Genomic DNA, 25,138 nt, shown 5'->3' with positions numbered 1-25,138 from the left:
TAAGCGAAGCACGGTTAATGCGACATTAACCATGCGTGTATGCCGCTAAAATACCGGTGGGCGAGGCGTGCAATCCGCATGAAAGGGAAAAAAAGCCCGGATCAGTCGATCCGGGCCAAAGGCGATCCGTATCAGACGGACCGCGACGGGACGTTGAGCGGCGCCTGTTGACGGCGCCGCGATTGGCTTAGCTGTGGTAGGCGGCTTCGCCGTGGGACGAGAGGTCGAGACCTTCGCGTTCGGCTTCGACCGAGACCCGGAGCCCGACGATCGCGTCGACCACCTTGTAGAGGATGGCCGAGACCACGCCGCACCAGATGATGGTGATGGCGACGGCGGTGAGCTGGGTCATGAACTGGCCGCCCATGGTGACGCCGTCGGCATAGCCGATGCCGCCGAGCGATGACGATGCGAAGATGCCGGTCGCCAGCGCACCGAAGAAGCCGCCGACGCCGTGAACGCCGAAGACGTCAGCGGTGTCGTCGTAGCCGAACTTGTTCTTCACCACCGAGACGAAGAAGTAGCACAGCGGCGAAACGATCAGGCCCATGACGATCGCGCCCATCGGGCCGGCGATGCCGGCGGCAGGCGTAATGGCGACGAGGCCGGCGATCATGCCCGAGGCTGCACCGAGCATCGAGGCCTTGCCGCGGGTGAAGGTTTCGACGACCGACCAGGTAAGGATGGCTGCTGCGGTCGCGAGGAAGGTGTTGACGGTTGCGAGCATCGCGCCGCCTGATGCCTCGAGGTTGGAGCCGGCGTTGAAACCGAACCAGCCGAACCACAGCATCGCTGCGCCGACGAGCGTCAGCGTCATCGAATGCGGTGCCATCATGTCCTTGCCGAAACCGGTGCGCTTGCCGACCATGATCGCGCCGATGAGGCCCGCAACACCGGCATTGATGTGCACGACGGTGCCGCCGGCGAAGTCGAGGGCGCCCATGCCGAAGAGCAGGCCGTTGCCGTCCCAGACCATGTGGGCGATCGGGAAGTAGACGAAGGTTGCCCAGAGGACGGAGAAGAGCACGGCCGCCGAGAATTTGATGCGCTCGGCAAAGGCGCCGATGATGAGGGCCGGCGTCAGCGCTGCAAACGTCATCTGGAACAGCATGAAGATGTATTCCGGAATGACCACGCCTTGGGAGAAGGTGGCCGACGTGCTGTCAACCGAGACGCCTGCGAGGAACATCTTGGCGAAGCCGCCGAAATAGGGGTTGGTCGAGCCGCCGAAGGCGAACGAATAGCCATAGACGACCCAGACGATCATCATCGTTGCGCCGATGACGGTGCACTGCATCAGGACCGACAGCATGTTCTTGGCGCGAACGAGGCCGCCGTAGAACAGCGCGAGGCCTGGGATCAGCATGAAGAAGACGAGCAGCGTGGAGATGAACATGAAGGCCGTGTCGGCCTTGTCGGGAACGGGTGCTGCGGTGGTGGCAGCGGCGGCTGCCGGTGCGGCTTCCTGGGCAAAGGCGACGACCGGTGCAAGAAGGGCGGCAGAGGCTGCGCCGATCCTGACCAGAGAGGTGGAAAGTTTGCTTGACGACATCGAGTAGTGCTCCCTGAACGGCGTGGCTTACAACGCTTCTGAATCGGTTTCGCCGGTGCGGATGCGCACGGCATGGTCAATGGAGTAGACAAAGATCTTGCCGTCGCCGATCTGGCCGGTCTTGGCGGCAACGGCGATCGCTTCCACGGCCTTGTCGACGACCTCCGAGGCGACCGCGATCTCGATCTTCAGCTTTGGCAGGAAGCTCACGGCGTATTCGGTGCCGCGATAGATTTCAGTATGTCCCTTCTGGCGGCCGTAGCCTTTAACCTCGGTTACGGTCAGGCCCTGGATGCCAACAGCAGTGAGGGCTTCGCGAACCTCATCGAGCTTGAACGGCTTGATAATGGCCATCACAATTTTCATCGGTTTCCCATCCTTGTTCGCCTCCGGTCGGAGGCCATCTCTCCTTGCTGCGGAACGCTGAAAGCGCCGTGCAACCGGACAGCTACATTCAAGGGGCGTGCCAGATTCGTCGTGGCACGCTAAACCTATGAAAAGGCATGGGAAAATTATCACGCACAGCGACGGTGCCGCGACGCGCTAAAAAATCGTCACTTTAGAAGATTAAAAAATAGGCAGAAAAGAATAAGTGCCCTATTCCTGTTCAGCTGCCTTTTTCCGGATCAGGCCTTCCTGCGCCACCGAGGCAATCAGCACGCCGGAACGGTCAAAAAGGCTGCCGCGGGTCATGCCGCGGGCACCATGGGCACTGGGGCTGTCCTGGGTATAGAGCAGCCAGTCGTCCATCTTGCAGGGGCGATGGAACCACATGGCGTGATCGAGGCTTGCAACCTGCAGGTTGCGATCGAACACCGACGTGCCATGGGCATAGAGCGACGTGTCGAGCAGCGTCATGTCCGAGAGGTAGGCAAGCACGGCCGCCTGCAGGTGGCGCTCGTCGGGCACATGGCCGACGGCCTTGACCCAGACGTCCTGGGTCGGCTTACCATCGTTGCGGGCGAAATAGTGGGTGAGCGAGACCGGCCGGATCTCGATCGGCCGTGGCCGCTCCCAGTAGCGGCGGATCGCTTCGGGGGCGTGCGCCAGGAACTTGTCCTTCAGCTCCTGCTCGCCCGGCAGGGTTTCCGGCATCGCCACGTTGGGGATGTCGATCTGATGTTCGAAGCCGTCCTCGTCATATTGGAACGACGCCGACATTGAGAAGATCGCCTTGCCGTGCTGGATGGCGACGACACGCCGCGTGGCGAAGCTCGAGCCGTCGCGGATGCGGTCCACCTCGTAGATGATCGGCACGGACGGATCGCCTGGGCGCATGAAATAGGCGTGCAGCGAGTGCACGTAGCGGCCTTCGTCGACAGTGCGCTGGGCTGCGACCAGCGCCTGCCCGATCACCTGGCCGCCGAACACGCGCTGCCAGCCGACCTGGGGACTGCGGCCACGGAACAGGTTCTCCTCGAGCTTTTCGAGGTCGAGTGTGGCAAGCAGCGCATCCATGGGCGTTGCGGTCTCAGTGGGGCGCGACATTTCGGCTGTCTCCGATGGTAGGAACGGCGATGGCATTGATCTATATAGGCATGAAACGATGCTCAAGTGCGACGGGAGAAAGCGGATGATCGATGTGTTGATTGCCGGTGGCGGCTATGTCGGCCTTTCGCTCGCGGTATCGCTGAAGAAGGCGGCACCGCATCTCGAAGTTTCCGTCATAGACGGTGCGCCGGAAGGCGCCTGGAAGCGCGACGAGCGCGCCTCTGCCGTCGCCTCGGCAGCTGAGCGCATGCTCGATGTTCTCGGCGTGTGGCAGGCGATTGTGCCGGAGGCCGAGCCGATCCGGCGCATGGTCATCACCGATTCGAAGACATCCGATCCGGTGCGCCCGGTTTTCCTCACCTTCGACGGCGAGGGGGAGGAGGGGCGGCCCTTTGCCCATATGGTGCCGAACACGGCCATGGTCGGCGCGCTGCGCGCCGCCTGCGAGGAGTTTGGTGTAACCGTGCGGCAGTCGACCATGGTCGAAACCTTCGAGAGCGGCGATCATGCGGTTGCGGTGACGCTTACCGGCGGCGAGCAGTTGGAGGCCCGTCTGCTGGTTGCCTGCGATGGCGTGCGCTCGAAGCTGCGCGATGCGGCCGGCATCAAGACGGTCGAATTCGACTATGGCCAGTCGGGCATCGTTACCACCGTCGAGCATGAGCGCCCGCACGAAGGCACGGCCGAGGAGCATTTCCTGCCGGCCGGCCCCTTTGCCACCCTGCCGCTCAAGAACAATCGCTCGTCGCTGGTGTGGACCGAGCGCACTGCGGACGCGGAGCGCCTGGTCAAGGGCGACGATTTCCTCTTCGAAGAAGAGCTGGAGCGCCGCTTCGGCCACAGGCTTGGCCATCTCAAGGTTGTCGGCGGCCGTCGCGCCTTTCCGCTCGGCCTGACCCTTGCGCGCGATTTCGTAAAACCGCGGTTTGCGCTTGCGGGCGATGCCGCCCACGGGATCCACCCGATCTCCGGCCAGGGCCTCAATCTCGGCTTCAAGGACGTGGCGGCGCTGGCCGAGACGATCGTCGAGGCGGATCGTCTCGGGCTCGATATCGGTTCGCTTGCTATCCTCGAGCGCTACCAGAGCTGGCGCCGGTTCGACACCTTCCGCATGGGGGTGACCACGGATGTGCTCAACCGACTGTTTTCGAACGACATTACACCCGTCAGGATCGCCCGCGACTTCGGTCTCGGTCTTGTCGATCGGCTGCCGTCCCTCAAAAGCTTCTTCATCCGCCAGGCGGCCGGCGTTGCCGGCGACGCGGACCCGCGGCTGCTTTCCGGCCAGCCGATCTGAGGGGTCAGAAGATGGTGAGATTCTCGATCCGGTAGACGAAAAGCGCCCAGAGCCAGCCGGGCGCGACATCGACGACGGCAGTGAATTTGTCTTGCAGATCCTGGTACGACAACAGCAATGTCATGCCGATCGCGATCGTCCACGTGAAGCAGATGCGTAGATTTCTGCGGCTGAAGAACTCGTAAAATCCGTCCTCGTCGTATTCGGTCCCGGCGACCATGTCCCAGAAACCGTAGTTCGCACTCAGCATGTCGTCGATGGCGTGATTGCGCCAGAACTGGCCGGGCGCGGCATTGAAGCGATCGGGAATGAAATTGAACGACGAGCGGAAGACATGGACCGCCGCGCCAAGCGCGGTCAGAGTCACGATCGCGACGACGTAGTGCCAGATGTTCATCGTGTCCCGCCGAGCTACCGATAGTCCAGGCAACTTACGGGCTATTCCTTGACTGATCGTCAAAGGATGTGGGATCGGCCGCTGGCGTCAGTCCTCGATCTTGCGTGCCTCGGAGATCAGCATGATCGGCACACCGTCGCGGATGGGATAGGCGAGCCGTGCCTTTTCCGAGATCAACTCATTGGCTTCGGCGCGATAGCTGAGCCGGCCCTTGGTCAACGGGCAGACGAGCAGTTCGAGCAGTTTCGGATCGACCTTGCTGGCGTTGACGTCCATGACCCCTCGCTTACTGCAGAATGTTGTCGACATCGCCGAAATTGCGCGCAAGCACGATCTCGGTAATGGCAATCAGCGTCTCGGCGCGGGTCTTGAGGTCGGGGGCCTCCAGCAGCGCCTGTTTTTCTGCCGGTCCGTAGGGCGACATCATCGCCATGGAGTTGACCAGCGTGCGGTTGCTGGCGCGCTCGACACTCTCCCAGTCGGCCTTCAGCTTGTTGGCCTCCAGATAGGCCCTGAAGGCTGCCAGCAGCGCCGAGCGATCGACAAGGCTTTCATCGTCGCGATTTTCGAGATCGGCCGTGAAGGGCCCGATACGGAAGCGGCGATAGCCGCGTGTGCCGGCCACCTCGTTAAACAGTCGGTAGCGGCATACGCCGGTCAGCGAGGTGATGTAGCGGCCGTCGCCGGTTTCGGCAAAGGAGGTGATGCGGCCGATGCAGCCGACCTCGCAGAGCGCGGGCACCGGCCCGACGCCGATGTCGTTGCGGCCTTCGCAGAAGGAGGGCTGGACAATCCCGACCAGCCGATTGCCGGAAAGAGCGTCGTCGAGCATCGCCAGGTAGCGTGGCTCGAAGATGTTGAGCGGCAGCTGGGCACCCGGGAGCAGCAGCGCACCGGTCAGCGGAAACACCGGAATGATCTCCGGCAAGTCCTGCGGACCAAGATAACGTGCATTTCCGACATGCATTCCAATTGACCTTGCAGATGTCCGGTTCTGCCCCGCCACGCCCATAGGCATAGCCAACCAGATCAAGAAATGGTGCGCCCTTCGAAAATCTCAAGGGAAAAACGCACCGATCTTGCTGCTCTGCTCAGGAAAAGAGGATCGACGACAGCTTGCGGCGGGCGGCGATCGTCGCCGGGTCTTTCGGGCCCCAGACTTCGAAGAACGAGACGAGCTCGCGCCGTGCGCCATCGTCGTCGAAAGCCCGGTCGCGCTTCATGACCGTCAGCAGGTGGTCGGCCGCGCCATTGCGGTCGCCTTCCACGTTGCGGATCTTGGCGAGCATCATGCGCGCCTCATGGTCGTCAGGGTTTGCCGCCAACCGCTGTTCCAGGGCGTTCGGATCGCCGAGCTTGCGGGCTTCTTCGATCTGGTCAAGCTTCTTGGCGATCGCGCTGATGCCGGCATCCTTGGCAAGATCTTCCGGCAGGCTCGTAAGCGCTTCGCGCGCTTCGGCGATCTGGCCAAGCGTGATCATGCAATCGACCATGCCGGCAATAGCCACCACATTCTCCGGGTCTGCCTGCAGCACGGCGCCGAAGAGCCCGGCGGCGTTCTCGGCATCGCCCGCTTCGAGCAACCCCTTGGCGTCGGCAAGTGCTGCCTCGATCTCGGCCTTGCTGTCGTCGACGGCGGGGCCGGCGATCTTTTCGATGAATTGCTTGATCTGGCTTTCAGGCACGGCACCCATGAAACCGTCGACCGGTCGCCCACCGACGAAGGCGATGACGGCGGGGATCGACTGGATGCCGAGCTGGCCGGCGATCGACGGATGGTCGTCGATGTTCATCTTGACGAGCTTCACGCGGCCGGCGGCTTCCGTCACGACCTTTTCGATCACGGGGGTCAGCTGCTTGCATGGTCCGCACCAGGGCGCCCAGAAATCGACGAGAACAGGCTGCTGGCGCGAGGCGTCCAGCACGTCCTTGCTGAAGTTGGCGGTCGTCGTTTCCTTGATCAGGTCGCCGCCCGGTGCGGCGGCCGCGGCCGGCTGGCCGCCGAAGGAAGCCGAAGCGGTCATCTGGTTGCCGAAGGACCCTGCATAGGGATTGTCGTTGCCCGTCATTCTTCTCTCCTCGCCGGCTCGTGATCCGGCTTCCTGCATTCGCGCCAAAGATCGTATGTCAGGCTGTCACTTTCAAGACAAGCGGTTCATGTCCCGTCGCTTCCATGAAGCGCAACAGGTCGTTCGAGCCGATCGAGGTCGTCGCGTCGTTGGAAAGCGGGTGGCAGTTGATCACATCGAACTTCATCAATTCCTCGTCGATGATCACCTTGACGTTGCCGCCGGTGTCGTTGATGGCGCCGAGTGCGGTCACCGCTCCCGGGATGACGCCGAGATATTCCATCAGCTTCTCCGGCTTGCCGAAGGAAACCTTGCTCGCAGCACCGATGACCTGGTGTACCGTCTTCAGATCCACGGTCGCGTGTTCCTCTACGGTCAAAAGGAAGTAGTTGTCCTTCTTGTCCTTCACGAACAGGTTCTTGGTGTGACCGCCGGGGATTTCGTCGCGCAATGCCACCGATTCGGCCACGGTGAACACCGGCTCGTGTTTTTTGGTGCTGTGTTCGATGCCGAGGTCGTCGAGAAAGCGGAAAAGTTCGTCCGCGGTCTTCGGCTGCGCTTCGTTCATGAGGGTGATTCTCCTGCCGCTCCGTTTTTTTCCAGTCTGCTTTAGGGGAGAACGGCCGCGGCGTGCAATCTCAGAGACGGCGGCGCGGCGCGAAAACGCGGCATTTGCGGGCTTCCCGGGGAGGCTTCCAAAAAATATTCGCTTTCTCGACATTTCCCTGTTGCATTCCAAAATCGCTTAGGCCATATAGCGCCCGTCGCCGCAAGACAGCGCGGCACCCACGGTCCACCGACTACCCCCGGACCGAGGTAATGAGCGGGTGTAGCTCAGGGGTAGAGCACAACCTTGCCAAGGTTGGGGTCGGGCGTTCGAATCGCCTCACCCGCTCCAATTTTCCCAACCATTTTACTTGTAAATGCTTTTGGCTTCGGCCAATGCATTCGCCCCGGGCGAAACGCAGCAGCCGTCTTGTCTCTGCTGTCAGCGCCGATGCGCTCGCCTGTCAGCTCTTCATGAAGACATAGTCGGTTTCCTGGCGGCGGAGTTCGCCGGGGCGCAGAACCGCGTTCGGAAAGCCCTCGTGATTGACCGCGTCCGGCCACACCTGGGTTTCAAGGCAGAAACCGGCAAAGGCGCCGTAGCGGCGTCCTTCGAGGCCGGGCACCGGCACGTCGAGCTTGAAGCCGGTATAGAGCTGGACGCCAGCCTCGGTCGTCAGCACTTCCATCGTCACGCCGGAATTGAGGCTGCGGGCAAAGGCGACTGAGTGTTTTGCCATGCGCTCCGGCGAAAGGCAGAAATTGTGGTCGTAGGCGATGCGTTCGCCCTCGGTCTGGCGCTTGAGCGAGGTCATTTCCCTGAGATCGAAGGCGGTGCCTTCGACCGGGCGGATTTCGCCCGTCGGGACCTGGAACTCGTTGGTCGGCAGATAATGGTCGGCGGCGATCATGATGTCGTGGCCAAGCGCGTCCGTGCCGCCATCGAGATTGAAATAGCTGTGCTGGCAGACATTGGCGAGTGTCGGCCGATCGGTCTCCGTCTCGTAGACGACACTGAGCACGCCGCCGGCTTTGAGCTGGTAGGTGCAGCGGATCTGGCAGCTGCCGGGATAGCCGGCGCGGCCGTCCGGGTCGGTGATCGCCAACGTGACGCTGTCCGGTGTGTGGCTGACGATCGTCCAGTTGCGCTTGCCGATGTTGTCGCTGCCGCCATGCAGGTGGGTCACACCTTTTTCATTGCATTCGAGCTGGTAGGTTTTGCCGTCGAGCGTGAAGCGACCGTCGCCAATACGGTTGGCGCAGCGGCCGGGCGTCGCGCCAAAATAGGGGGAATGGTCGAGATAGCTTTCGAGATCGGTGAACCCGAGCACCAGCGGCGGCTCATGGCCATCCAGCCGCAGATCCTGGATCACGCTGCCCCAGGTGAGGATATAGGCAGTAAGGCCACCACCGGAGAGCACGACACGATGAACCGGCTCACCCGATGGCAGGTGTCCGAAGATTTCCGTATCCGCATGCTTGTCCATCGCCTGGCTCCCCCACAGCGCCGCGCGTCTTAGCAGACGCGCAAAGGTCGCTGTACACTCTAGAACTGCTGCATGTTGTATCCTTAAATCGGCTAGAGCGCCGTGCGTTCAGATGAACACACAAAGGACGCTCTAGCACTTTGATTCTAGAGCATCTTATCCGCTTTCAGTGATTCCACTTGAAAGCGGGATGCTCTACGATTTACGGAAACATGCAGTCCTCACGACAAGCAACCTGCGTCATTTCAGGTGGATCGGCAACCGGAAATCGAGATTTTCTGCGGTAGATTCAGCGTGATAGTTGTTTCGTCGCGTCCTGCAGTCCGGCAAGCGTCAAGGGAAACATCCGTCCGCCTACGAGGCTCCTGATCATGCCGATCGACTGAGTGTAGCCCCAATGCTGCTCGGCAACCGGATTGAGCCAGATAGACCGGGGAAAATGGGCGGCGATACGCGAGAGCCAGAGCCCGCCGGCCTCGTCGTTCCAATGCTCGACCGAACCGCCGGGGTGGCTGATCTCATAGGGGCTCATCGATGCGTCGCCGACGAAGATCGCGCGGTAGTCGCTGCCGAAGGTGCGCAGCAGCTCCGCCGTGCGGGTGATGTCGGCGCGCCGGCGGCGATTGTCCTTCCACAGGCCTTCGTAGACGCAATTGTGGAAGTAGAAGTGCTCCATGTGGCGGAATTCGCCGCGTGCCGCCGAAAACAGCTCCTCAACGATGCGGATATGGTCGTCCATCGAACCGCCGACGTCGAAGAACATCAAGAGCTTGATAGCATTGCGCCGTTCCGGCCGGGTGACGACATCGAGATAGCCGTGCTCGGCGGTGGCGCGGATCGTGCCGGAGAGGTCGAGTTCGTCGGCAGCACCCTGGCGCACCCAGCGCCTGAGCCGTTTGAGCGCCACCTTGATGTTGCGCGTGCCGAGTTCGACCGTGTCGTCGTAATCCCTGAATTCGCGCCGGTCCCACACCTTGACCGCGCGCCGGTGCCGCGAGCCGTCCTGGCCGATGCGCACACCTTCGGGATTGTAGCCATAGGCGCCGAAGGGTGAGGTGCCGGCGGTGCCGATCCATTTGGCGCCGCCCTGGTGGCGCCCTTCCTGTTCGCTGAGCCGCTGGCGCAAGGTCTCCATCAGGGTCTCGAAGCCGCCAAGGCTTTCGACCAGGCGCTTCTCTTCCTCGGTCAGATATTTTTCGGCAAGCTTGCGCAACCACTCTTCGGGGATTTCACCCTGCGCGAACTCGTCTGGCGGATTGATGGCCTCAAGGCCGGAAAAACAATGCCGGAATACGCCGTCGAAGCGGTCGATATGGCGCTCATCCTTCACCAATGCCGTGCGTGCGAGAAAATAGAACGCCTCGATATCGAAGGTGGCAATGCCCGCCTCCATGCCCTCGATCAAGGACAGGAATTCCCGGAGCGTCACCGGGATCTTCGCGGCCTTCAATTCGAGGAAGAAGGGGATGAACATCCGCGGCTCCGGCCCTAGCTTTCGTTCCTGCCGATCAGGTCCATTTCGTAGGGCGTCGTCTGGTACATCTCGTTGATCCAGTTGCCGAAGAAAAGATGCGCATGGCTGCGCCAGCGGTTCTGCGGCGGCAGGGTTGAATCATTGTGCGGGAAGTAGTCATGCGGCATCTTGATCGGTACGCCCGCATCCACATCCCGGAAATATTCGTCCGATAGCGAAGTGGAATCATACTCTACGTGATTGAACATGTAGAGGCGCTTGCCCTTCTTCTCGTGCACGAGGCACACACCCATCTCCTTCGATTCCATCAGGATCTCAAGGTCGGGCACCGCATCGATGTCGGCGCGGCGCACTTCGGTCCAGCGCGACACCGGCACGGCGAAATCGTCGGAAAAGCCGTTGAGATAGACGGAGGAGGGCTGCAGGTTCTGGTGGCGGTAGACGCCGAAAGCCTTCTCCTTCAGCGGATATTTCGGCACGCCATGGAAATGATAGATCGCCGCCATCGCGCCCCAGCAGACGTTCAGCGTCGAATGCACGTTGGTCGTCGTCCAGTCGAGGATGCGCTTGAGTTCGTCCCAATAGGTGACGTCCTCGTATTCCAGCGTTTCGACCGGGGCGCCGGTGATGATGAAGCCGTCGAACTTGCGGGCCTTCACCTCCTCCCAGGTCTCGTAGAAGGCAAGCAGGTGTTCCTCGGAGGTGTTCTTCGCGCGGTGCGCGCCGATGCGGATCAGCGACAGCTCGACCTGCAGCGGCGAGGCGCCGATGAGGCGCGCCATCTGGATCTCGGTCTTGACCTTGTTCGGCATGAGGTTCAGCAGCCCGATCTGGAGCGGGCGGATATCCTGACGGATCGCCACGGTCTCGGTCATCACCCGCACGCCCTCGGTCGCGAGGGTCTCGAATGCGGGCAGCGTATCGGGTATCTTGATGGGCATGGGGCTTCCACTCGATCAATACAAAAAAACCGGCGGCGATTGATCGCGACCGGTCCTCGGAAAATCCACGTTTCCTCGGCCCTTTAGCGATTTGTTTAACGTGGCTGCAAGCCGGCCGGCCAAATCACCACGGATTGTTTGATAGCGCGGCAAGGCCGCGGGGGTCAATGAAAAACGATTCGTGTGGGTTGGCCCCTCATCCGGCTGCCGCCACCTTCTCCCCGCAGGCGGGGAGAAGGGACATTGCCGCGGCCGTTCGGCTCCCTTTCAGGCTTACAGCAGGTGATGAGGTTGCGGTCGCCGCGTTCCCCCGCCCCGCTTGCGGGGAGAGGGTTAGGGTGAGGGGCAATCTGTTGCTAGGTGCAGCAAGTCCAGACCGTTCTGCATGCCATATCCCAGCCGCTTGCCGGCCTCGCTCTGACTGAGCCAGAAGAAGCGAAAGCGGATCGGCGGGCCACCGCTCTCCGGCGTCATTTCGCGGTGCAGCCAGGGTTCCTTTTGTTCGCCGGCTAACGGCCCATGGAAATAGTGCCGGCGATGGCAGATTTTCCGGCCGTTCTGCGTGAAGTGATAGTCCTGCGTTTTAAATGGCAATAATGCCGGCGGCGGCGTCAGCCCGGTCTCCTCGACAAATTCGCGGAAGGCCGCCGCTTCAGGGCTTTCTCCCGGTTCTATCGTGCCGCCCGGGACCTGCAGATCTACATCGGGAAAGTCCGGCTCGTCGAAGACGAGCAGATGCCCTCGCCAGGTGGCGTAGATCAGGACCTTGTTGGCGTCCGGTCTCATCCGTCGCGGCGTGCCATGAAGGCCAGGCGCTCGAAAAGGTGGACGTCCTGCTCATTCTTGAGAAGCGCGCCGTGCAGCTTCGGCAGCATGGTCTTTGGATCGGCGCGCAGGTCGGCCGGGTCGATCTCGTCGGCGACGAGCAGGCGGATCCAGTCGAGCGCTTCGGAGGTCGAGGGCTTCTTCTTCAGCCCCGGCACCTGGCGGATATCGTAGAAGGCGGCAAGGGCTGCCGAAAGCAGCGTCTTGCGGATGCCGGGATAGTGCACCTCGACGATGCGGGCGAGCGTGTCTGCGTCGGGAAAGCGGATATAGTGGAAGAAGCAGCGGCGCAGAAAAGCGTCCGGCAGTTCCTTCTCGTTGTTGGAGGTGATGACGACGATCGGCCGCTGGCGGGCGTGGATCGTCTCGTTGGTCTCGTAGACGTGGAACTCCATCCGGTCGAGTTCCTGCAGCAGGTCGTTCGGAAACTCGATGTCGGCCTTGTCGATTTCGTCGATCAAGAGCACCACACGCTTCCCGGCCTCGAAGGCCTGCCAAAGCTTGCCCTTGCGGATGTAGTTCTTGACGTCGTTGACGCGCTCGTCGCCGAGCTGGCTGTCGCGCAGGCGCGAGACGGCGTCATATTCGTAAAGTCCCTGCTGCGCCTTGGTCGTCGACTTGACGTTCCATTCGATCAGGTCGAGTCCCAGAGCAGCTGCAACCTGCCGCGCAAGCTCGGTCTTGCCGGTGCCGGGCTCGCCCTTGACGAGCAGTGGCCGTTCCAGCCGGATCGCGGCGTTGACGGCGATCATCAGGTCCTTGTCGGCGATATAGTCGGCGGTGCCTTCGAATTGCATGGGCTTCTTCCGGTCATAGTGATGCGGAAAACGGTCCTGCGGGCGAGGGCCGTCGTCATGCTTCTGCAGTAGCGCATAAGCGGTGCAGGTGTCACTGCCGCTGGCTGCGACCCGTCAGACGTCAGCCGCGGAAGGCGGTAACCTCGATCTCGATCAGCATTTCCGGGCGGATGAGATCGCAGACGATCATGGTGGCGGCAGGGCGGATTTCGCCGAACATCTCGCCGAAGATCGGAAAAACCCGGTCGGCGAAACTGGCATCGGTGACGTAGTAGTGATTGCGCACCACGTCTAAGAGCGAGAAGCCCGCCTCTTTCAGCGCGCCCTCGATCGTCTTCAGGCAATTGTGCGCCTGCTCTTCCACCGTTTCCGGCATGGTCATGGTGGCGTAGTCGTAGCCGGTGGTGCCGGAGACGAAACACCAGTCGCCCTTGGCGACGGCACGCGAATAGCCTGCCGTCTTCTCGAAGGGCGAACCGGAAGAGATGAGCTTGCGCGTCATCCCGTCGCTCACGCCCAGGGGCGCGAGGCGGTGGTCGACTTTTCGAAGCTGTCGATGGCCGTTGCCTTCTCCAGCGTCAGGCCGATGTCGTCGAGGCCGTTCAGCAGGCAGTGGCGCTTGAAGGCATCGACCTCGAACTTGACCGTGCCGCCGTCCGGACCAGTAATTTCCTGGGATTCCAGGTCGACCGAGAGGATGGCGTTGGAGCCGCGCGAGGCGTCGTCCATCAGCTTGTCCAGGTTCTCCGGGCTGACGACGATCGGCAGGATGCCGTTCTTGAAACAGTTGTTGTAGAAGATGTCGGCGAACGAGGTCGAGATCACGCAGCGGATGCCGAAGTCGAGAAGCGCCCACGGTGCGTGCTCGCGCGAGGAGCCGCAGCCGAAGTTGTCGCCGGCGACCAGGATCTTGGCGTTCTGGTAGGCGGGCTTGTTGAGCACGAAATCCGGGTTGACCGAGCCGTCCTCGTTGTAGCGCGCTTCGGCGAAAAGTCCGGTGCCGAGGCCGGTGCGCTTGATCGTCTTCAGGTAATCCTTCGGAATGATCATGTCCGTGTCGACGTTGACGACGGGGAGGGGAGCGGCGACGCCGGTGAGCTTGACGAACTTTTCCATAACTTCAGGCCTTCGATTTCAGCGAAATGTTGCGTAAGCGTTTAGATCAGTTTTGCGCCGAAATGAAGGAAAATCTATCCCGAAGATGCTTGCCGGGCGGGTGAAATCGCCTGCCCGGCAAGTGTTGTCGCGGTTGTTTTATCCGTTGGGCGCCTTGCCCGAGGGTTTTGCCGAAATCGGCCGGTGTCTGGCTTCGGTCTCAGCCTGTCTTGACTCTAGCCTGCTTTTACTGGGGCGTTCAGCGCCCAGAGCACGCCGAAGGGGTCGCGCAGCTGCCCGTAGCGATCGCCCCAGAACATCAATTCGATCGGCATCACGACTTCGGCGCCGGCGGCGACCGCCTGGCTCCACCACGCGTCGATGTCGTCGACCGGCAGCATCAGGCTGAAGGCCTGCGGCTTTTCCAGGGCATGGCCGTATTCCGGATAGGCGTCACTGAGCATCAGCGAGCTGCCGTTGATGTGGAGATGGATATGCATCGTCCGGCCCTGGTCGTCGACCGGTTGCCGATAGGCTTCCTTTGCGCCGAAGGCGTGCTTGTAGAATTCCGCCGCCTTGGCCGCGCCGTCGACCTGGAGATAAGGCACCAGGCCGTTGAGGGCCTTCGGCAGCTGGTTTGCGTCTGTTTTCTGCGTCGTGCTGTCCATGTCATGCTCCTGTTGAGGGAATGATGCAGTGGCCATGACCTTTGCTGGCCTGACCCAAGGACGAACGCAAGCGGGTCTTGCCGACACGGGTGTCGCAAAAAAATCGAGCGAGATTGGGCTGCCGCGTCGGGCAGACTCAAGCATTTCGGGAAAAATGCGAAGCGGTTCCCGTCAGGAAGTGCGTAGAAACAAGGAGATAGAGCGCTTCCGCGACGTCGTCTAAACCGGAAACGCTCTGGAGATCGATGCCTAGAGATCGATGATCGTGCCGCGACCGTCGTTCCAGATGCGCATTTCGCGCGGGGCGGCGCCGGAGGTCGGGCGGGCCGTTGCTCGAGCCTGCTTCAGGTTCAGCCGGGCGGCAATGGCGCTGCCGATCGCGACAACGGCGGCGATGCCGGCGAGCGCAAGCGCAAGCGATGCGGTGAAGACGAAGGCTGCCAGCGTAATGGTGATGGCGAGAGCCGTAAAAAGAACAGAACGTATGCTTTGCATGATCGTCACCTTTCTGCTCGGGATGTGGGTGTTGCCGCCGCCGCTTGCAAGAGGGGTGCGGCCGTTCGCCTCGTCTTGCGGAAAAAAGGAAAGGCGGGCACAACTGGCCGCATGACAAAATCGATCGAACATCACCCCGTTCGCCTGCGCCGTTCGGTGCTTTCAGTGCCGGCCGACAATGCCCGCGCACTGGCCAAGGTTGCGGAACTTGCGGCCGATGCCGCGATCTTCGACCTTGAGGATGCGGTGGCGCCGGAGCGCAAGGCCGAGGCGCGGGACGGCCTCGTTCGCCACCTCGTCGAAAACAGGCCGGATTGTGAGGTCATCATCCGCATCAATGCGCTCGGATCGGGCTTCGGCCAGCAGGATCTGGCGGCGGCCGTTTCGGCAAAGCCTGACGCAATCCTGCTGCCCAAGGTCGAAAGTCCGGCCGATATCCAGATCGTCGCCGACTGGCTGGCCGATAACGATGCGCCGGAGGCGTTGCGTCTCTGGGCGATGATCGAAACGCCGCGCGGTGTCGTCAATGCGCCTGTTATCGCCGAGACCGGCCGCACCTTCGGCGGCAGGCTCGATTGTTTCGTCGTCGGCCTCAACGACCTGCGCAAGGAAACCGGTGTTCCCGACCGGCCCGGCCGTCCGTACCTCATCCCCTGGCTGATGCAGATCCTTTTGGCCGCACGCGGGAGCGGTCTCGACGTCATCGATGCGGTGTTCAACGATTTCCGTGACGCCGACGGTTTCGACGAGGAGTGCCGGCAGGGGCGCGACATGGGCTATGACGGCAAGATGCTGATCCACCCGCTGCAGATCGGCCCGGCCAACGAACGCTTCGGCGTCGAGCAGGCGGCCGTCGACGAGGCGCGCGCCATCATCGCCGCCTTCGCGCTGCCGGAGAACGCGGAAAAAGGTGTCATCAATCTTCATGGCCGAATGATCGAGCGGCTGCATCTCGATCAGGCCCTGAAGCTCGCCGCCAAGGCGGAGATGATTGAAAAACGAAAGGCAAGATTTTGAAACTTTACCGCTTCCTCACCGGCCCCGACGATGCGTCCTTCTGCCATAAGGTGACGGCGGCACTGAACCAGGGTTGGTCCCTGCACGGCTCACCGACCTACGCCTTCAATGCGGATACGCAGCACATGCAATGCGGACAGGCCGTATTCAAGGAAGTCGAAGGCAAGGACTACCACCCCGACATCAAGCTGTCGGAACAGTAAAAAGCAGGAACGCTTCGACTTTCCGGCCGGAGCGTTTTTTTGTTTTCCGATTGTTTTTCGGGGGCTCTGCCTCGGAGCGGATGGGGGCTTAGTTGCCCACGTGCTCCACGCTCGCCTCGATCCGTTCCATATCGTCGTCGGAGAGGCCGAAATGGTGGCCGATCTCGTGGATCAGCACATGGGTGATGATGTCGCCCAGCGTTTCCTCGTTTTCCGCCCAATAGTCGATGATCGGGCGGCGATAAAGGATGATCCGGTTCGGAAACTCACCTGTCTCCATGGTGAAACGTTCGCTGATGCCACGGCCTTCGAACAGGCCGAGCAGGTCGAACGGCGTCTCCAGCGCCATGTCCTCGAAGACGTCGTCGCTTGGAAAATCGGCAACCTCGATGATGAGGTCGGTCGTCAGTTGGCGGAACTCCTGCGGCAGGTGGCTGTAGGCTTCCACTGCGAGTTGTTCGAATGTCGTGAGCGTCGGTGCGTGGCGTTCCCGCCAATCATCGGTCTGGTCAATGCGGGCCATAGGCACTCCTTGTTGCCCTCCATATAGCGATTTTGCCTTTGTTTTTCGAGTGTTGAATTCCGGCTGGGGTGGGCGAGGAATAAATTCTTAAACTTGGCTGTTGACTCATGTGGTCAGCTCTGGAATCTATAAGAACATAACAGGAACATCTTAAATGGGAGTTGACCGTCATGGCCGAGAACGCCGTGCAGCGGGAGACCGTTCTTTCGCTTCGCGAAACCATAGCCAGGATCGAAAATCGCAGGCTTGCGGGCGTCGTGAAGGCGGTCAAGGCGGCCGATCCCGCAGGCTTTCGGCGCAAGGAAGAAGGTCACCAGTCCTCCGGCCGCAAGGTCCTGCCGCTCGGCATTCCCGAACTCGACGATATCCTCGAGGGCGGCCTGCCGCTCGAGGGTATGACCGAGATCCGCAATTCCGAGACGCGCGATGCCGGCGCTGCGGCCGGTTTTGCAACCGCGCTCAGCGCCCTTTGTCAGCAGGCGCGCCAGCAAAAGGGCGATGCCGGGGCACCGGTTCTGTGGGTCAGCCAGTCGCTGGCCTCGACCGAGGCCGGCCTGCCCTACGGTCTTGGTCTCAAGGCTTACGGGCTCGACATTCGAAGCCTGATCCTCAGCCTGCCGCGCACGGTGAAGGACGCGCTGTGGATCGCCGAGACGGCGCTTTCCGTCCCGGCCTTCTGTGCCGTCATTCTCGAAATTCGCGGCAATCCGGCATCGCTGGCCTTGAGCGAAAGCCGGCGCCTGCATGTTCGCGCGCGCGCCGGACGCATTCCTCTTCTTCTTCTGCGTCAGTCCGGTCACGAGGAGGCGAGCAGCGCCTTCTTCCGGCTTCATATCGAACCGGCGCCCGCCCGCGAGCGCGCCCTCCCTGACGGTTCGATGCTTTGCGGCAGCATCGGCCATCCCGTCTTTCACGTCATTGCCGAAAAAAGCAGGTCTCCTGCTCCCGTCGGCCTCTTCCTGGAGTGGAACCCCCATGACCGCCGCTTTTACCCCGTCGAGCCCCTACCAGCCGCTGCTGCGGCAGACCCACAACCAGCGCATTCTGTCGCTCGACTTTCCGCATCTTCCGGCCGACCGGGTGGCGCGGAGCCGCTGGGGAACCTCCTGGCTTTCCCGCGGGCGTCCTGATCATCCGCCTGTCGTCTTTGCCGACCGGGTCAGGAATGCGATGCGCCTCGTCGCGCTCGATGGCCTTGCCGAGAAATCAGGATTCCAGTTGGGCCAGGGCGTTGCCGAGGCGCGGGCCATGTGTCCCGAGGTCGATGTGCTGCCCGCCGACCGGGCGGCGGATCGCGCCCTTCTGGAAGGGCTTGCGGACTGGTGCAGCCGCTACACGCCGCTGGTGGCGCTCGACGGCGAAAGCGGCCTTTATCTCGACATTACCGGCTGCGCCCATCTTCTCGGCGGCGAGAAATCGCTTCTCGACGACCTGCTCGCCCGGCTCTTTCATCTCGGCATCGAGGCGCGTGCGGCGATCTCGTCTTCGGCAGGGCTTTCCTGGGCGGTGGCGCGCTTCGGCTCGCAAAGCGTGATCGCTCCGGAGGAGGCCGTACGCGTGCTTGCGCCACTGCCGATGGCTGCCCTCAGGCTTCCAGTCGACATGATCGAAACGCTCGGCCGGGTCGGGCTCAAGCAGGTCGGCGATATCATCGAGGCGCCGCGGGCGCCGCTTGCCCGCCGCTTCGGATCCATTCTGCTCCTGCGCCTCGATCAGGCCATGGGGCTGGAGGACGAGCCGCTCTCGCCGCGGCTCCCCGTTGCCAGCCTCTCGGCCGAGCGGCGGCTTTCCGAGCCGGTCCAGGGTGAGGACGATATTCTCGGCCTGACGCAGGAGCTGGCAGCAAGGCTGAAGCCGGAGCTGGAAAAGCGCGGCGAAGGCGGACGGCTGTTCGAACTGCTGCTGTTTCGCGTCGACGGCCGGGTCTTTCGCATCGCTGCCGGAACGTCTTCGCCGCTGATTGAACCGAGCCGCATTGCCGGCCTTTTCCGCGAGCGGCTGCAGGCGGTGCACGAGGATCTCGATGCCGGTTTCGGTTTCGAGATCCTGCGGCTGTCGGTTCCCAAAAGCGAAAAATACGAGGTGATGCAGGAGGATTTTTCCGGCACGCCGGATCGGCAGCAGCCGCTTGCGGCCTTTGCCGACAGGGTCATGGCGCGGCTGGGCGCAGAAAGCCTGTTTCTGCCCGTCCTGTCGCAGAGCCACGTGCCGGAGCGTGCCGCCGCCTTTCAGCCGCTTGCGGATGTGGAAATGCTGAAGACGGTCGAGGAAGCCGCTTCCACTGTTCCGGCCTGCCTTAGGATGGCTTCCGTTCGACCGCAGCGGCTGTTCCAAAGTCCGGAGCCGGTGGAGGCGGTGGCCGAGGTGCCGGAGGGCCCGCCCAGAAGCTTTCGCTGGCGGCGGAGCCTTCATCGCATAGCGCGCGCCGAGGGTCCTGAACGGATCGCGGCCGAATGGTGGGTCGATGGCGAAAAGGCGGCCGAGCGGGATTATTTCCGGGTGGAGGATGAAAAAGGCCGGCGCTTCTGGCTGTTTCGAGAAGGGCATTATGGCGGGCCCGCACAGCCGCGCTGGTTCATGCATGGGGTCTTCGCATGAGCACGCCCTATTTCGAGATCGGCGCCTGGTCGAATTTCTCCTTCCTCGAAGGAGCCTCCCATCCGGGCGAAATGATCGTTGCCGCCAGCCGCCTTGGTATTTCCGGCCTTGGCGTTGCCGATCGCAATACGGTGGCGGGCGTGGTGCGCGCTCATGCGCAGGCCAAGGTGGAGGCGTTTTCCTTCCAGCCCGGCGCCCGGCTTTCCTTTGCCGAAGACATCCCGGATGTGCTCGCCTATCCGCGCAACCGTCGGGGCTGGGGCAATCTCTGCCGCATGCTGAGTGCTGGAAACCTGCGGGCGAAGAAAGGCACCTGTACGCTCTACGAGACCGACCTTGTCGAATGGGGCGAGGATATCCTGATTGCCGTCCTGCCCGACCCGGTGATCGGGGCGTCGGAGGCTAAAAACCTTGCGGAATTTCTCAAGCGGCTGAAGCCGCATTTTGCCGACCGGCTCTATCTGGCGCTGGTGCCGCGCTATGACGGTTTCGATCAGCTTGTCTTTGCCGGGCTGGCGACCATCGCCCGCAACGTGGGCACGAGGCTGATCGCCACCAACAGTCCGCTGTTTCACGCGCCGGCGCGCCGGCCGCTGGCCGATATCGTCACCGCCATACGCGAGCATGTGACGGTGGCGCAGGCGGGGTTCCGGCTTCAGGCGAATGCCGAACGCCATCTGAAACCACCGGCGGAAATGGCGCGCATCTTTCGCGACTACCCCGAGGCGATCGCCAATACCGGGCATTTTTTCCGCCGGCTGAATTTCACTTTGGCGGAACTCGAATACCAATATCCCGATGAGAGTTTTGCAGGCGAGACGACGACACAGACCCTCAGGCGGCTGACGATGGAAGGCGCCCATGTGCGTTATCCCGAAGGCATTCCCGCGAAGGTCTCGACCCAGATCGAATACGAGCTCGAGCTGATCGCCAGCAAGCGCTATGAGCCCTACTTCCTCACCGTGCGCAACATCATGGAATATGCGCGAAGCGTCGACATTCTCTGCCAGGGCCGCGGCTCGGCGGCAAATTCGACGGTCTGCTACTGCCTTGCCATCACCGAGGTCGATCCGCTTTCGACGACGCTGCTTTTCGACCGGTTCCTGTCGACGGAGCGTGACGAGCCGCCGGATATCGATGTCGATTTCGAGCACGAGAAGCGGGAAGAGGTGATCCAGCATATCTATAGGACGTACGGCAAGGAGCATGCGGGGCTTACGGCCGCCGTCATCAGCTACCGGGCGCGGTCGGCCGGTCGCGAAACGGCCAAAGCCTTCGGCTTTTCCGAGGACGTGCAATCGGCGCTTGCCGGTTCGGTCTGGGGTTGGTCGGCCGCCGACCTGTCGGAACGGGAGGCCAAGGCCGCCGGTCTCGATGTCAAGGATCCAACGACGGTGCGAGTGCTCGACTATGCCACCGCGCTGATGAGCTTTCCCCGCCATCTCTCTCAGCATGTCGGCGGTTTCGTCATCACCCGCGATCGGCTCGACGAGGTGGTGCCGATCATGAACACGGCGATGCCCGACCGCTACATGATCGAGTGGGACAAGGACGACCTCGATACGCTGAAGATCCTGAAGATCGACGTGCTGGCGCTCGGCATGCTGACCTGCATCGCCCGGGCGTTCAAGCTGATGGAGCGGCATTACGGCGTGAGGAAAGACCTGCACACGCTGTTCAAGGATGAGCAGGATGACGTCTACGACATGATCTGCCGGGCCGATACGATCGGCGTCTTCCAGATCGAGAGCCGGGCTCAGATGAGCATGCTGCCGCGGCTCAGGCCTCGTGTCTTCTATGATCTCGTCATCGAGGTGGCGATCGTGCGGCCCGGACCGATCCAGGGCAACATGGTGCATCCCTATCTGAAGCGGCGGGAGCAGCGCAATCGCAACATACCCATCGAATATCCGAGCAAGGAGCTGGAAGTGGTTCTGGAGCGGACCCTTGGTGTGCCTTTGTTCCAGGAACAGGCGATGCAGATCGCTATTACCGCGGCAAATTTCACGCCGGGCCAGGCCGATCAGCTCAGGCGGGCAATGGCGACCTTCAAGCGAACCGGCACCATCCACACCTTCGAGCAAAGGATGGTCGAGGGCATGGTCAACAATGGCTACGACAGAGATTTCGCCGTACGTTGCTTCAAGCAGATCGAAGGCTTTGGCGAATACGGCTTTCCCGAAAGCCATGCTGCGTCCTTCGCGCTGCTCGTCTATGTCTCTTCATGGCTGAAGACCTATTATCCCGATGTCTTCTGCGCAGCACTTCTGAACTCACAGCCGATGGGCTTTTACGCTCCCGCCCAATTGGTGCGGGACGCGCGCGAACATGGCGTGCGGGTGCTGCCTGTCGATATCAACCATTCGAATTGGGATGCGGACCTCGAGAGGGGCGGGCATGATCGTGGTGCGGTGGAGCCGCGCCATCGGGACATGCTGGGTGTGATCAAGACGGAAAAGGCCATCCGCCTCGGCTTCAACCAGGTCAAGGGGCTGAGAGAGATGGAGATCGTGGACAAGCTTATCGCCCATCGCGGCCGGGGCTATACCTCGGTTCGCGATCTCTGGCTGCGCTCGGGATTGCCGCGCTCCGTGCTGGAGAAGCTTGCCGATGCGGATGCGTTCCGTTCGATCGGGCTCGATCGCCGCAACGCGCTTTGGGCGGTAAAGGCGCTGGATGAGAAAAGTGCTGCCGAGCGGTTGCCGCTCTTCGAGCAGGCGACGCAGGACGAATTCCAGCTGGAGCCGGCAGTTTCGCTGCCGGTGATGCTGGAGGGCGAGCAGGTCATCAACGATTACCGCTATCTCTCCTTCTCGCTGAAGGCGCATCCGGTTTCTTTCCTCCGGGCGGAGTTTTCGGGGCAGGGGCTGGTCGAAAACCGCGCGCTTGCCACGGCACCCGTCGGCCGAAGAGTGACGGTTGCCGGGCTGGTGCTCGTTCGCCAGCGTCCAGGCTCGGCCAAGGGCGTGATCTTCATGACGATCGAGGACGAGACCGGCGTCGCCAATGCCATCGTCTGGCCGAAGGTTTTTGAAAAATACCGGCCGGTGATCATGGGTGCGCGTCTCGTCAAGATCCGCGGCCGGCTCCAGCGTGAAAGCGAGGTCATCCACGTGGTGGCGGAGTATATCGAGGATATGACCCCGATGCTCGGGCTGTTGCGCAAGGAGGAGCGCCGCTTCGGCGCCAACGATCGTGCCGACGAGGTGCTGCGACCGACGGCCGACGCGCGCGATAAGAAGGTGCTGAAGGAACTGCGCCTTGCGGCTGCCCGCCGTGCCGCCGGCGCCGATCATCAGGCCGTCGCGACCGAAATTGCCGACGTCATGCCGAAAGGCCGCAACTTCCATTGATGAACAGACACGATGGGCTCGGCTTGGCTTCGAAGGCTCGGTCCCTCACAGCCGTTTCATGACCCGTCCTTCCGGAGCTGGGCTTGCCGTACCGGATTTCGGCCACTCACCTTGGTCTTCCTGCGTAAAAATGTCGCAGTATCCTGCGGCAATCGCCGGGAAATCCACAGAAAGAAAGGTCATCAATGCTACGCTAATATTCTGAAAATACGATGTTTTTTGTCATGTTTAGATTCGTTCTAATCTGCGTGCAAGTTCCGCTTGTGGAGTTTTTTGTTGACAATAAATGTCCTCTTTTGCTTTATGAGCGAATTCAGGACGTTGCGTTTCACAGGCAAGACGACATGCTGGTTTGCAGCTGCAATTTCATCACGGAAAAAGAGATCGAGGACATGATTGTCAGCCTTCTCGATGAAGACTGTTGGCAGCTGATCGTGCCGGCGAAAGTCTATCACGCGATGGAAAAACGCGGTCGCTGCTGCGGCTGTTTCCCCAACGTCGTCGACATCATCATCCGCACCACCGAGCAATATCACGGCCGTCGCGACTCGACGGATGTCGAGATATTTGATTTCATGGCCCGCCTCAAACAATTCCATGAAGACAACCGGAGGGCGGATTTTGAAAGGCGACAAAAAGGTCATCGAGCAGCTTAACGAAGCGCTCTATCTCGAACTCGGCGCCGTCAACCAATACTGGCTGCATTTCCGCCTTCTCGAAGATTGGGGCTACACGCTCCTTGCCAAGAAGGAACGTGCCGAGTCGATTGAAGAAATGCATCATGCCGACAAGCTCGTCGCGCGCATCATCTTCCTCGAAGGTCATCCGAACCTGCAGACGGTCGGACCGCTGCGCATCGGCCAGAACGTCAAGGAAGTGCTGAAGGCGGATCTCGCCGGCGAATACGATGCCCGCACGGCCTACAAGAAATCACGCGACATCTGTCATGACGCCGGAGACTACGTCTCCATGAAGCTGTTCGAAGAGCTGCTTGCTGATGAGGAAGGTCATATCGACTTCCTCGAGACCCAACTCGAACTGCTCGAAACCATCGGCGAAGCGAAATACGGCCAGCTCAACGCAGCACCGGCCAACGAAGCCGAGATCGACTGAGCGTCTCGCACCATTCACACGAGAAAGCCGCCGATCACCTCGGCGGCTTTCTGGTTTTCGGGCCAAGACGATCTATGGCGCCCCGTTGCCTGACGCGCTTAGAGCATTTCCAGGAAAAGTGCGAAGCGGTTTTCCGTCAGGAAATGCGTAAAAACAAAGAGATAGAGCGTTTGTGCGGTTCCGTCTAAATCGGAAACGCTCTAAAGAATGGGCGCGCGGGCTGACGGTTCGCCCGCATGCAGACCCTCAAAGAGCCCGGTGGGGGTCTGTGAACCCTCAGGCTCGAGCGCATTTCTCCATGCGTCTTCAAACGGCGATGCGCCCTGCACCGAATTGGTATCGGGCCGGCCGGCGCCTGCTCGATACCAACCTGCCGGATATTGGCGATCGGCCCCAGAGTGGCATTGCTGCCGGGCAGGGCAAAACCTCAACCGGAACCAGGCGGTCGGTGAGGGTTGCCGCGGCAATCGCAAGACCAAAAGCGCGCGCTGCGAGCGGCCGCCTATCGTCCGCTGGCAGCTCGCAATCTGCGACGGATGCCAGGGCATCGCTTTGCGGTGTGCGTGTTGTCGGCTGGGTCCCCCGCGAAAGGTCGATGTCAGCGCAGACCCGGCCCCTGTTGCGAAAGGCGTAGTTACGGCGCCAGGTGGGCGAAGGCGGCAACGACCTCCTCATAGACCTTGCGCTTGAACGGTACGATCATCTCCGGCAGGTCGCGCATCGGCTTCCAATCCCAGGCGTCGAATTCCGGTTCGTGGCCGCCCGGCGGTGGGTTGATGGCGATCTCGTTCTCGTCGCCCTCGAAGCGGAAGGCATACCAGCGCTGCGTCTGGCCACGAAATTTGCCCTTGAGGCCGATGCCGATCAGGTGTGAAGGCAGGTCATAGTTGATCCAGCCCGGTGCCTCGGCGAGCAGCGAAACCGTGCGCATGCCGGTCTCTTCATAGAGCTCGCGATAGGCGGCCTTCAGCGGATCCTCGCCCTTGTCGATGCCGCCCTGCGGCATCTGCCATTGCTGCGGCGAGCCGTCATATTCGGAATTGCCGACGGCGATCCGGTGGCCGGCCCAGACGAGGCCGGCGCGGTTCAGCACCATGACGCCGACACAGGGGCGATAGGGCAGGTCTTCGGCCCGTAGGTTCTTGTCGTTATGCTTGCTCATCCGCTGTCCTCTCCTGGCTCAAGGCGTGACCCACT

27 protein-coding genes, 1 tRNA gene and 1 riboswitch are annotated in these 25,138 nt (G+C 61.7%); of the genes, 9 read left to right on the top strand and 19 right to left on the bottom strand.

Annotated elements, in window-relative coordinates:
• Positions 1-187: 187 nt before the first annotated feature.
• From ASD03_RS33460 to tesB, 3 genes are all read right to left on the bottom strand, one after another.
• A complete protein-coding gene (locus ASD03_RS33460) occupies positions 188-1,552 on the bottom strand; it encodes an ammonium transporter (protein ID WP_057218353.1) in 1,365 nt (454 codons plus the stop codon).
• 27 nt (positions 1,553-1,579) lie between these two features.
• Positions 1,580-1,918: a P-II family nitrogen regulator gene (locus ASD03_RS33455; RefSeq protein WP_025425156.1), complete on the bottom strand. Its 339-nt coding sequence runs from the start codon at positions 1,916-1,918 to the stop codon at positions 1,580-1,582.
• A 231-nt stretch (positions 1,919-2,149) separates the two neighbouring features.
• A complete protein-coding gene (tesB, locus tag ASD03_RS33450; RefSeq protein WP_025425155.1) occupies positions 2,150-3,040 on the bottom strand; it encodes an acyl-CoA thioesterase II in 891 nt (296 codons plus the stop codon).
• Positions 3,041-3,125: 85 nt separating this feature from the next.
• Between tesB and ASD03_RS33445 the strand changes: the two genes are divergently transcribed.
• The gene (locus ASD03_RS33445) at positions 3,126-4,340 is read left to right on the top strand and encodes a ubiquinone biosynthesis hydroxylase (protein ID WP_057210855.1); all 1,215 of its coding nucleotides are present in this window, start codon (positions 3,126-3,128) and stop codon (positions 4,338-4,340) included.
• 4 nt (positions 4,341-4,344) lie between these two features.
• Here ASD03_RS33445 and ASD03_RS33440 read toward each other — a convergent pair whose 3' ends face one another.
• From ASD03_RS33440 to ASD03_RS33420, 5 genes are all read right to left on the bottom strand, one after another.
• Entirely contained in the window at positions 4,345-4,737 is a 393-nt protein-coding gene (locus ASD03_RS33440) for a hypothetical protein (protein ID WP_025425153.1), read from the bottom strand.
• 87 nt (positions 4,738-4,824) lie between these two features.
• On the bottom strand, positions 4,825-5,013 hold the full coding sequence (locus ASD03_RS33435) for a Trm112 family protein (protein WP_025425152.1): 189 nt from the start codon (positions 5,011-5,013) through the stop codon (positions 4,825-4,827).
• Positions 5,014-5,023: 10 nt separating this feature from the next.
• Positions 5,024-5,704 carry an LON peptidase substrate-binding domain-containing protein gene (locus ASD03_RS33430; protein ID WP_025425151.1) on the bottom strand — a complete coding sequence of 227 codons (681 nt, stop codon included), beginning with the start codon at positions 5,702-5,704 and terminating at the stop codon, positions 5,024-5,026.
• Between the two features lie 124 nt (positions 5,705-5,828).
• Entirely contained in the window at positions 5,829-6,806 is a 978-nt protein-coding gene (trxA, locus tag ASD03_RS33425; protein ID WP_025425150.1) for a thioredoxin, read from the bottom strand.
• Between the two features lie 58 nt (positions 6,807-6,864).
• Entirely contained in the window at positions 6,865-7,374 is a 510-nt protein-coding gene (locus ASD03_RS33420) for a prolyl-tRNA synthetase associated domain-containing protein (protein ID WP_025425149.1), read from the bottom strand.
• A 255-nt stretch (positions 7,375-7,629) separates the two neighbouring features.
• On the opposite strand from ASD03_RS33420, the gene ASD03_RS33415 reads away from it, so the two are divergent.
• Positions 7,630-7,704, top strand: a tRNA-Gly gene (locus tag ASD03_RS33415).
• A 112-nt stretch (positions 7,705-7,816) separates the two neighbouring features.
• On the opposite strand, the gene ASD03_RS33410 is transcribed toward ASD03_RS33415, so the two are convergent.
• The 9 genes from ASD03_RS33410 to ASD03_RS33370 all read right to left on the bottom strand — a co-directional run bounded on the left by ASD03_RS33410 (position 7,817) and on the right by ASD03_RS33370 (position 15,134).
• The gene (locus tag ASD03_RS33410) at positions 7,817-8,839 is read right to left on the bottom strand and encodes an aldose epimerase family protein (RefSeq protein WP_025425148.1); all 1,023 of its coding nucleotides are present in this window, start codon (positions 8,837-8,839) and stop codon (positions 7,817-7,819) included.
• Positions 8,840-9,128: 289 nt separating this feature from the next.
• The gene (locus ASD03_RS33405) at positions 9,129-10,313 is read right to left on the bottom strand and encodes a VWA domain-containing protein (RefSeq protein WP_025425147.1); all 1,185 of its coding nucleotides are present in this window, start codon (positions 10,311-10,313) and stop codon (positions 9,129-9,131) included.
• 14 nt (positions 10,314-10,327) lie between these two features.
• Complete coding sequence (gene metA, locus ASD03_RS33400; protein WP_025425146.1) at positions 10,328-11,254, bottom strand: homoserine O-succinyltransferase; 927 nt, start codon at positions 11,252-11,254, stop codon at positions 10,328-10,330.
• Between the two features lie 63 nt (positions 11,255-11,317).
• A riboswitch (SAM riboswitch) is annotated at positions 11,318-11,395 on the bottom strand.
• A gap of 192 nt (positions 11,396-11,587) precedes the next feature.
• Positions 11,588-12,040: an NUDIX domain-containing protein gene (locus ASD03_RS33395; protein WP_025425145.1), complete on the bottom strand. Its 453-nt coding sequence runs from the start codon at positions 12,038-12,040 to the stop codon at positions 11,588-11,590.
• On the bottom strand, positions 12,037-12,876 hold the full coding sequence (locus tag ASD03_RS33390) for a MoxR family ATPase (protein ID WP_025425144.1): 840 nt from the start codon (positions 12,874-12,876) through the stop codon (positions 12,037-12,039). Before ASD03_RS33390 ends, ASD03_RS33395 begins: the two co-directional genes overlap by 4 nt.
• A gap of 121 nt (positions 12,877-12,997) precedes the next feature.
• A complete protein-coding gene (locus tag ASD03_RS33385; protein ID WP_025425143.1) occupies positions 12,998-13,378 on the bottom strand; it encodes a RidA family protein in 381 nt (126 codons plus the stop codon).
• 8 nt (positions 13,379-13,386) lie between these two features.
• The gene (gene leuD, locus ASD03_RS33380) at positions 13,387-13,992 is read right to left on the bottom strand and encodes a 3-isopropylmalate dehydratase small subunit (RefSeq protein WP_025425142.1); all 606 of its coding nucleotides are present in this window, start codon (positions 13,990-13,992) and stop codon (positions 13,387-13,389) included.
• 215 nt (positions 13,993-14,207) lie between these two features.
• Positions 14,208-14,639, bottom strand: a complete 432-nt coding sequence (locus ASD03_RS33375; protein WP_025425141.1) for a glyoxalase/bleomycin resistance/extradiol dioxygenase family protein — start codon at positions 14,637-14,639, stop codon at positions 14,208-14,210.
• Positions 14,640-14,888: 249 nt separating this feature from the next.
• The gene (locus tag ASD03_RS33370) at positions 14,889-15,134 is read right to left on the bottom strand and encodes a hypothetical protein (protein ID WP_025425140.1); all 246 of its coding nucleotides are present in this window, start codon (positions 15,132-15,134) and stop codon (positions 14,889-14,891) included.
• Between the two features lie 111 nt (positions 15,135-15,245).
• On the opposite strand from ASD03_RS33370, the gene ASD03_RS33365 reads away from it, so the two are divergent.
• Both ASD03_RS33365 and ASD03_RS33360 read left to right on the top strand, forming a co-directional pair.
• Positions 15,246-16,151 carry a CoA ester lyase gene (locus tag ASD03_RS33365; RefSeq protein WP_025425139.1) on the top strand — a complete coding sequence of 302 codons (906 nt, stop codon included), beginning with the start codon at positions 15,246-15,248 and terminating at the stop codon, positions 16,149-16,151.
• Positions 16,148-16,354, top strand: coding sequence for a DUF1737 domain-containing protein (locus tag ASD03_RS33360; protein WP_025425138.1), 207 nt, complete (start codon positions 16,148-16,150; stop codon positions 16,352-16,354). The genes ASD03_RS33365 and ASD03_RS33360 overlap by 4 nt, the downstream gene beginning before the upstream one ends.
• Positions 16,355-16,442: 88 nt before the next feature.
• Here ASD03_RS33360 and ASD03_RS33355 read toward each other — a convergent pair whose 3' ends face one another.
• Positions 16,443-16,877: a metallopeptidase family protein gene (locus ASD03_RS33355; protein ID WP_025425137.1), complete on the bottom strand. Its 435-nt coding sequence runs from the start codon at positions 16,875-16,877 to the stop codon at positions 16,443-16,445.
• A gap of 170 nt (positions 16,878-17,047) precedes the next feature.
• On the opposite strand from ASD03_RS33355, the gene ASD03_RS40885 reads away from it, so the two are divergent.
• From ASD03_RS40885 to bfr, 5 genes are all read left to right on the top strand, one after another.
• On the top strand, positions 17,048-18,007 hold the full coding sequence (locus ASD03_RS40885) for a hypothetical protein (protein ID WP_025425136.1): 960 nt from the start codon (positions 17,048-17,050) through the stop codon (positions 18,005-18,007).
• Positions 17,958-19,475, top strand: coding sequence for a DNA polymerase Y family protein (locus ASD03_RS33345; protein ID WP_239637582.1), 1,518 nt, complete (start codon positions 17,958-17,960; stop codon positions 19,473-19,475). Before ASD03_RS40885 ends, ASD03_RS33345 begins: the two co-directional genes overlap by 50 nt.
• Positions 19,472-22,828, top strand: a complete 3,357-nt coding sequence (locus ASD03_RS33340) for an error-prone DNA polymerase (protein ID WP_038575756.1) — start codon at positions 19,472-19,474, stop codon at positions 22,826-22,828. The genes ASD03_RS33345 and ASD03_RS33340 overlap by 4 nt, the downstream gene beginning before the upstream one ends.
• A gap of 242 nt (positions 22,829-23,070) precedes the next feature.
• Positions 23,071-23,484 carry a (2Fe-2S)-binding protein gene (locus ASD03_RS38410; RefSeq protein WP_239637581.1) on the top strand — a complete coding sequence of 138 codons (414 nt, stop codon included), beginning with the start codon at positions 23,071-23,073 and terminating at the stop codon, positions 23,482-23,484.
• Positions 23,450-23,941, top strand: coding sequence for a bacterioferritin (gene bfr, locus ASD03_RS33330; protein WP_025425133.1), 492 nt, complete (start codon positions 23,450-23,452; stop codon positions 23,939-23,941). Before ASD03_RS38410 ends, bfr begins: the two co-directional genes overlap by 35 nt.
• Before the next feature lie 634 nt (positions 23,942-24,575).
• Here the strand turns inward: bfr and ASD03_RS33325 are convergent.
• Positions 24,576-25,103, bottom strand: a complete 528-nt coding sequence (locus ASD03_RS33325) for an RNA pyrophosphohydrolase (RefSeq protein WP_025425132.1) — start codon at positions 25,101-25,103, stop codon at positions 24,576-24,578.
• Between the last annotated feature and the right edge of the window lie 35 nt (positions 25,104-25,138).

Origin of the sequence: Ensifer sp. Root127 (assembly GCF_001425225.1) — a bacterium.
Classification (GTDB): Bacteria; Pseudomonadota; Alphaproteobacteria; order Rhizobiales; family Rhizobiaceae; genus Ensifer; species Ensifer canadensis.
Note: the sequence above shows the minus strand (reverse complement) of the source record. Positions and strands in the feature narration are given on the sequence as shown.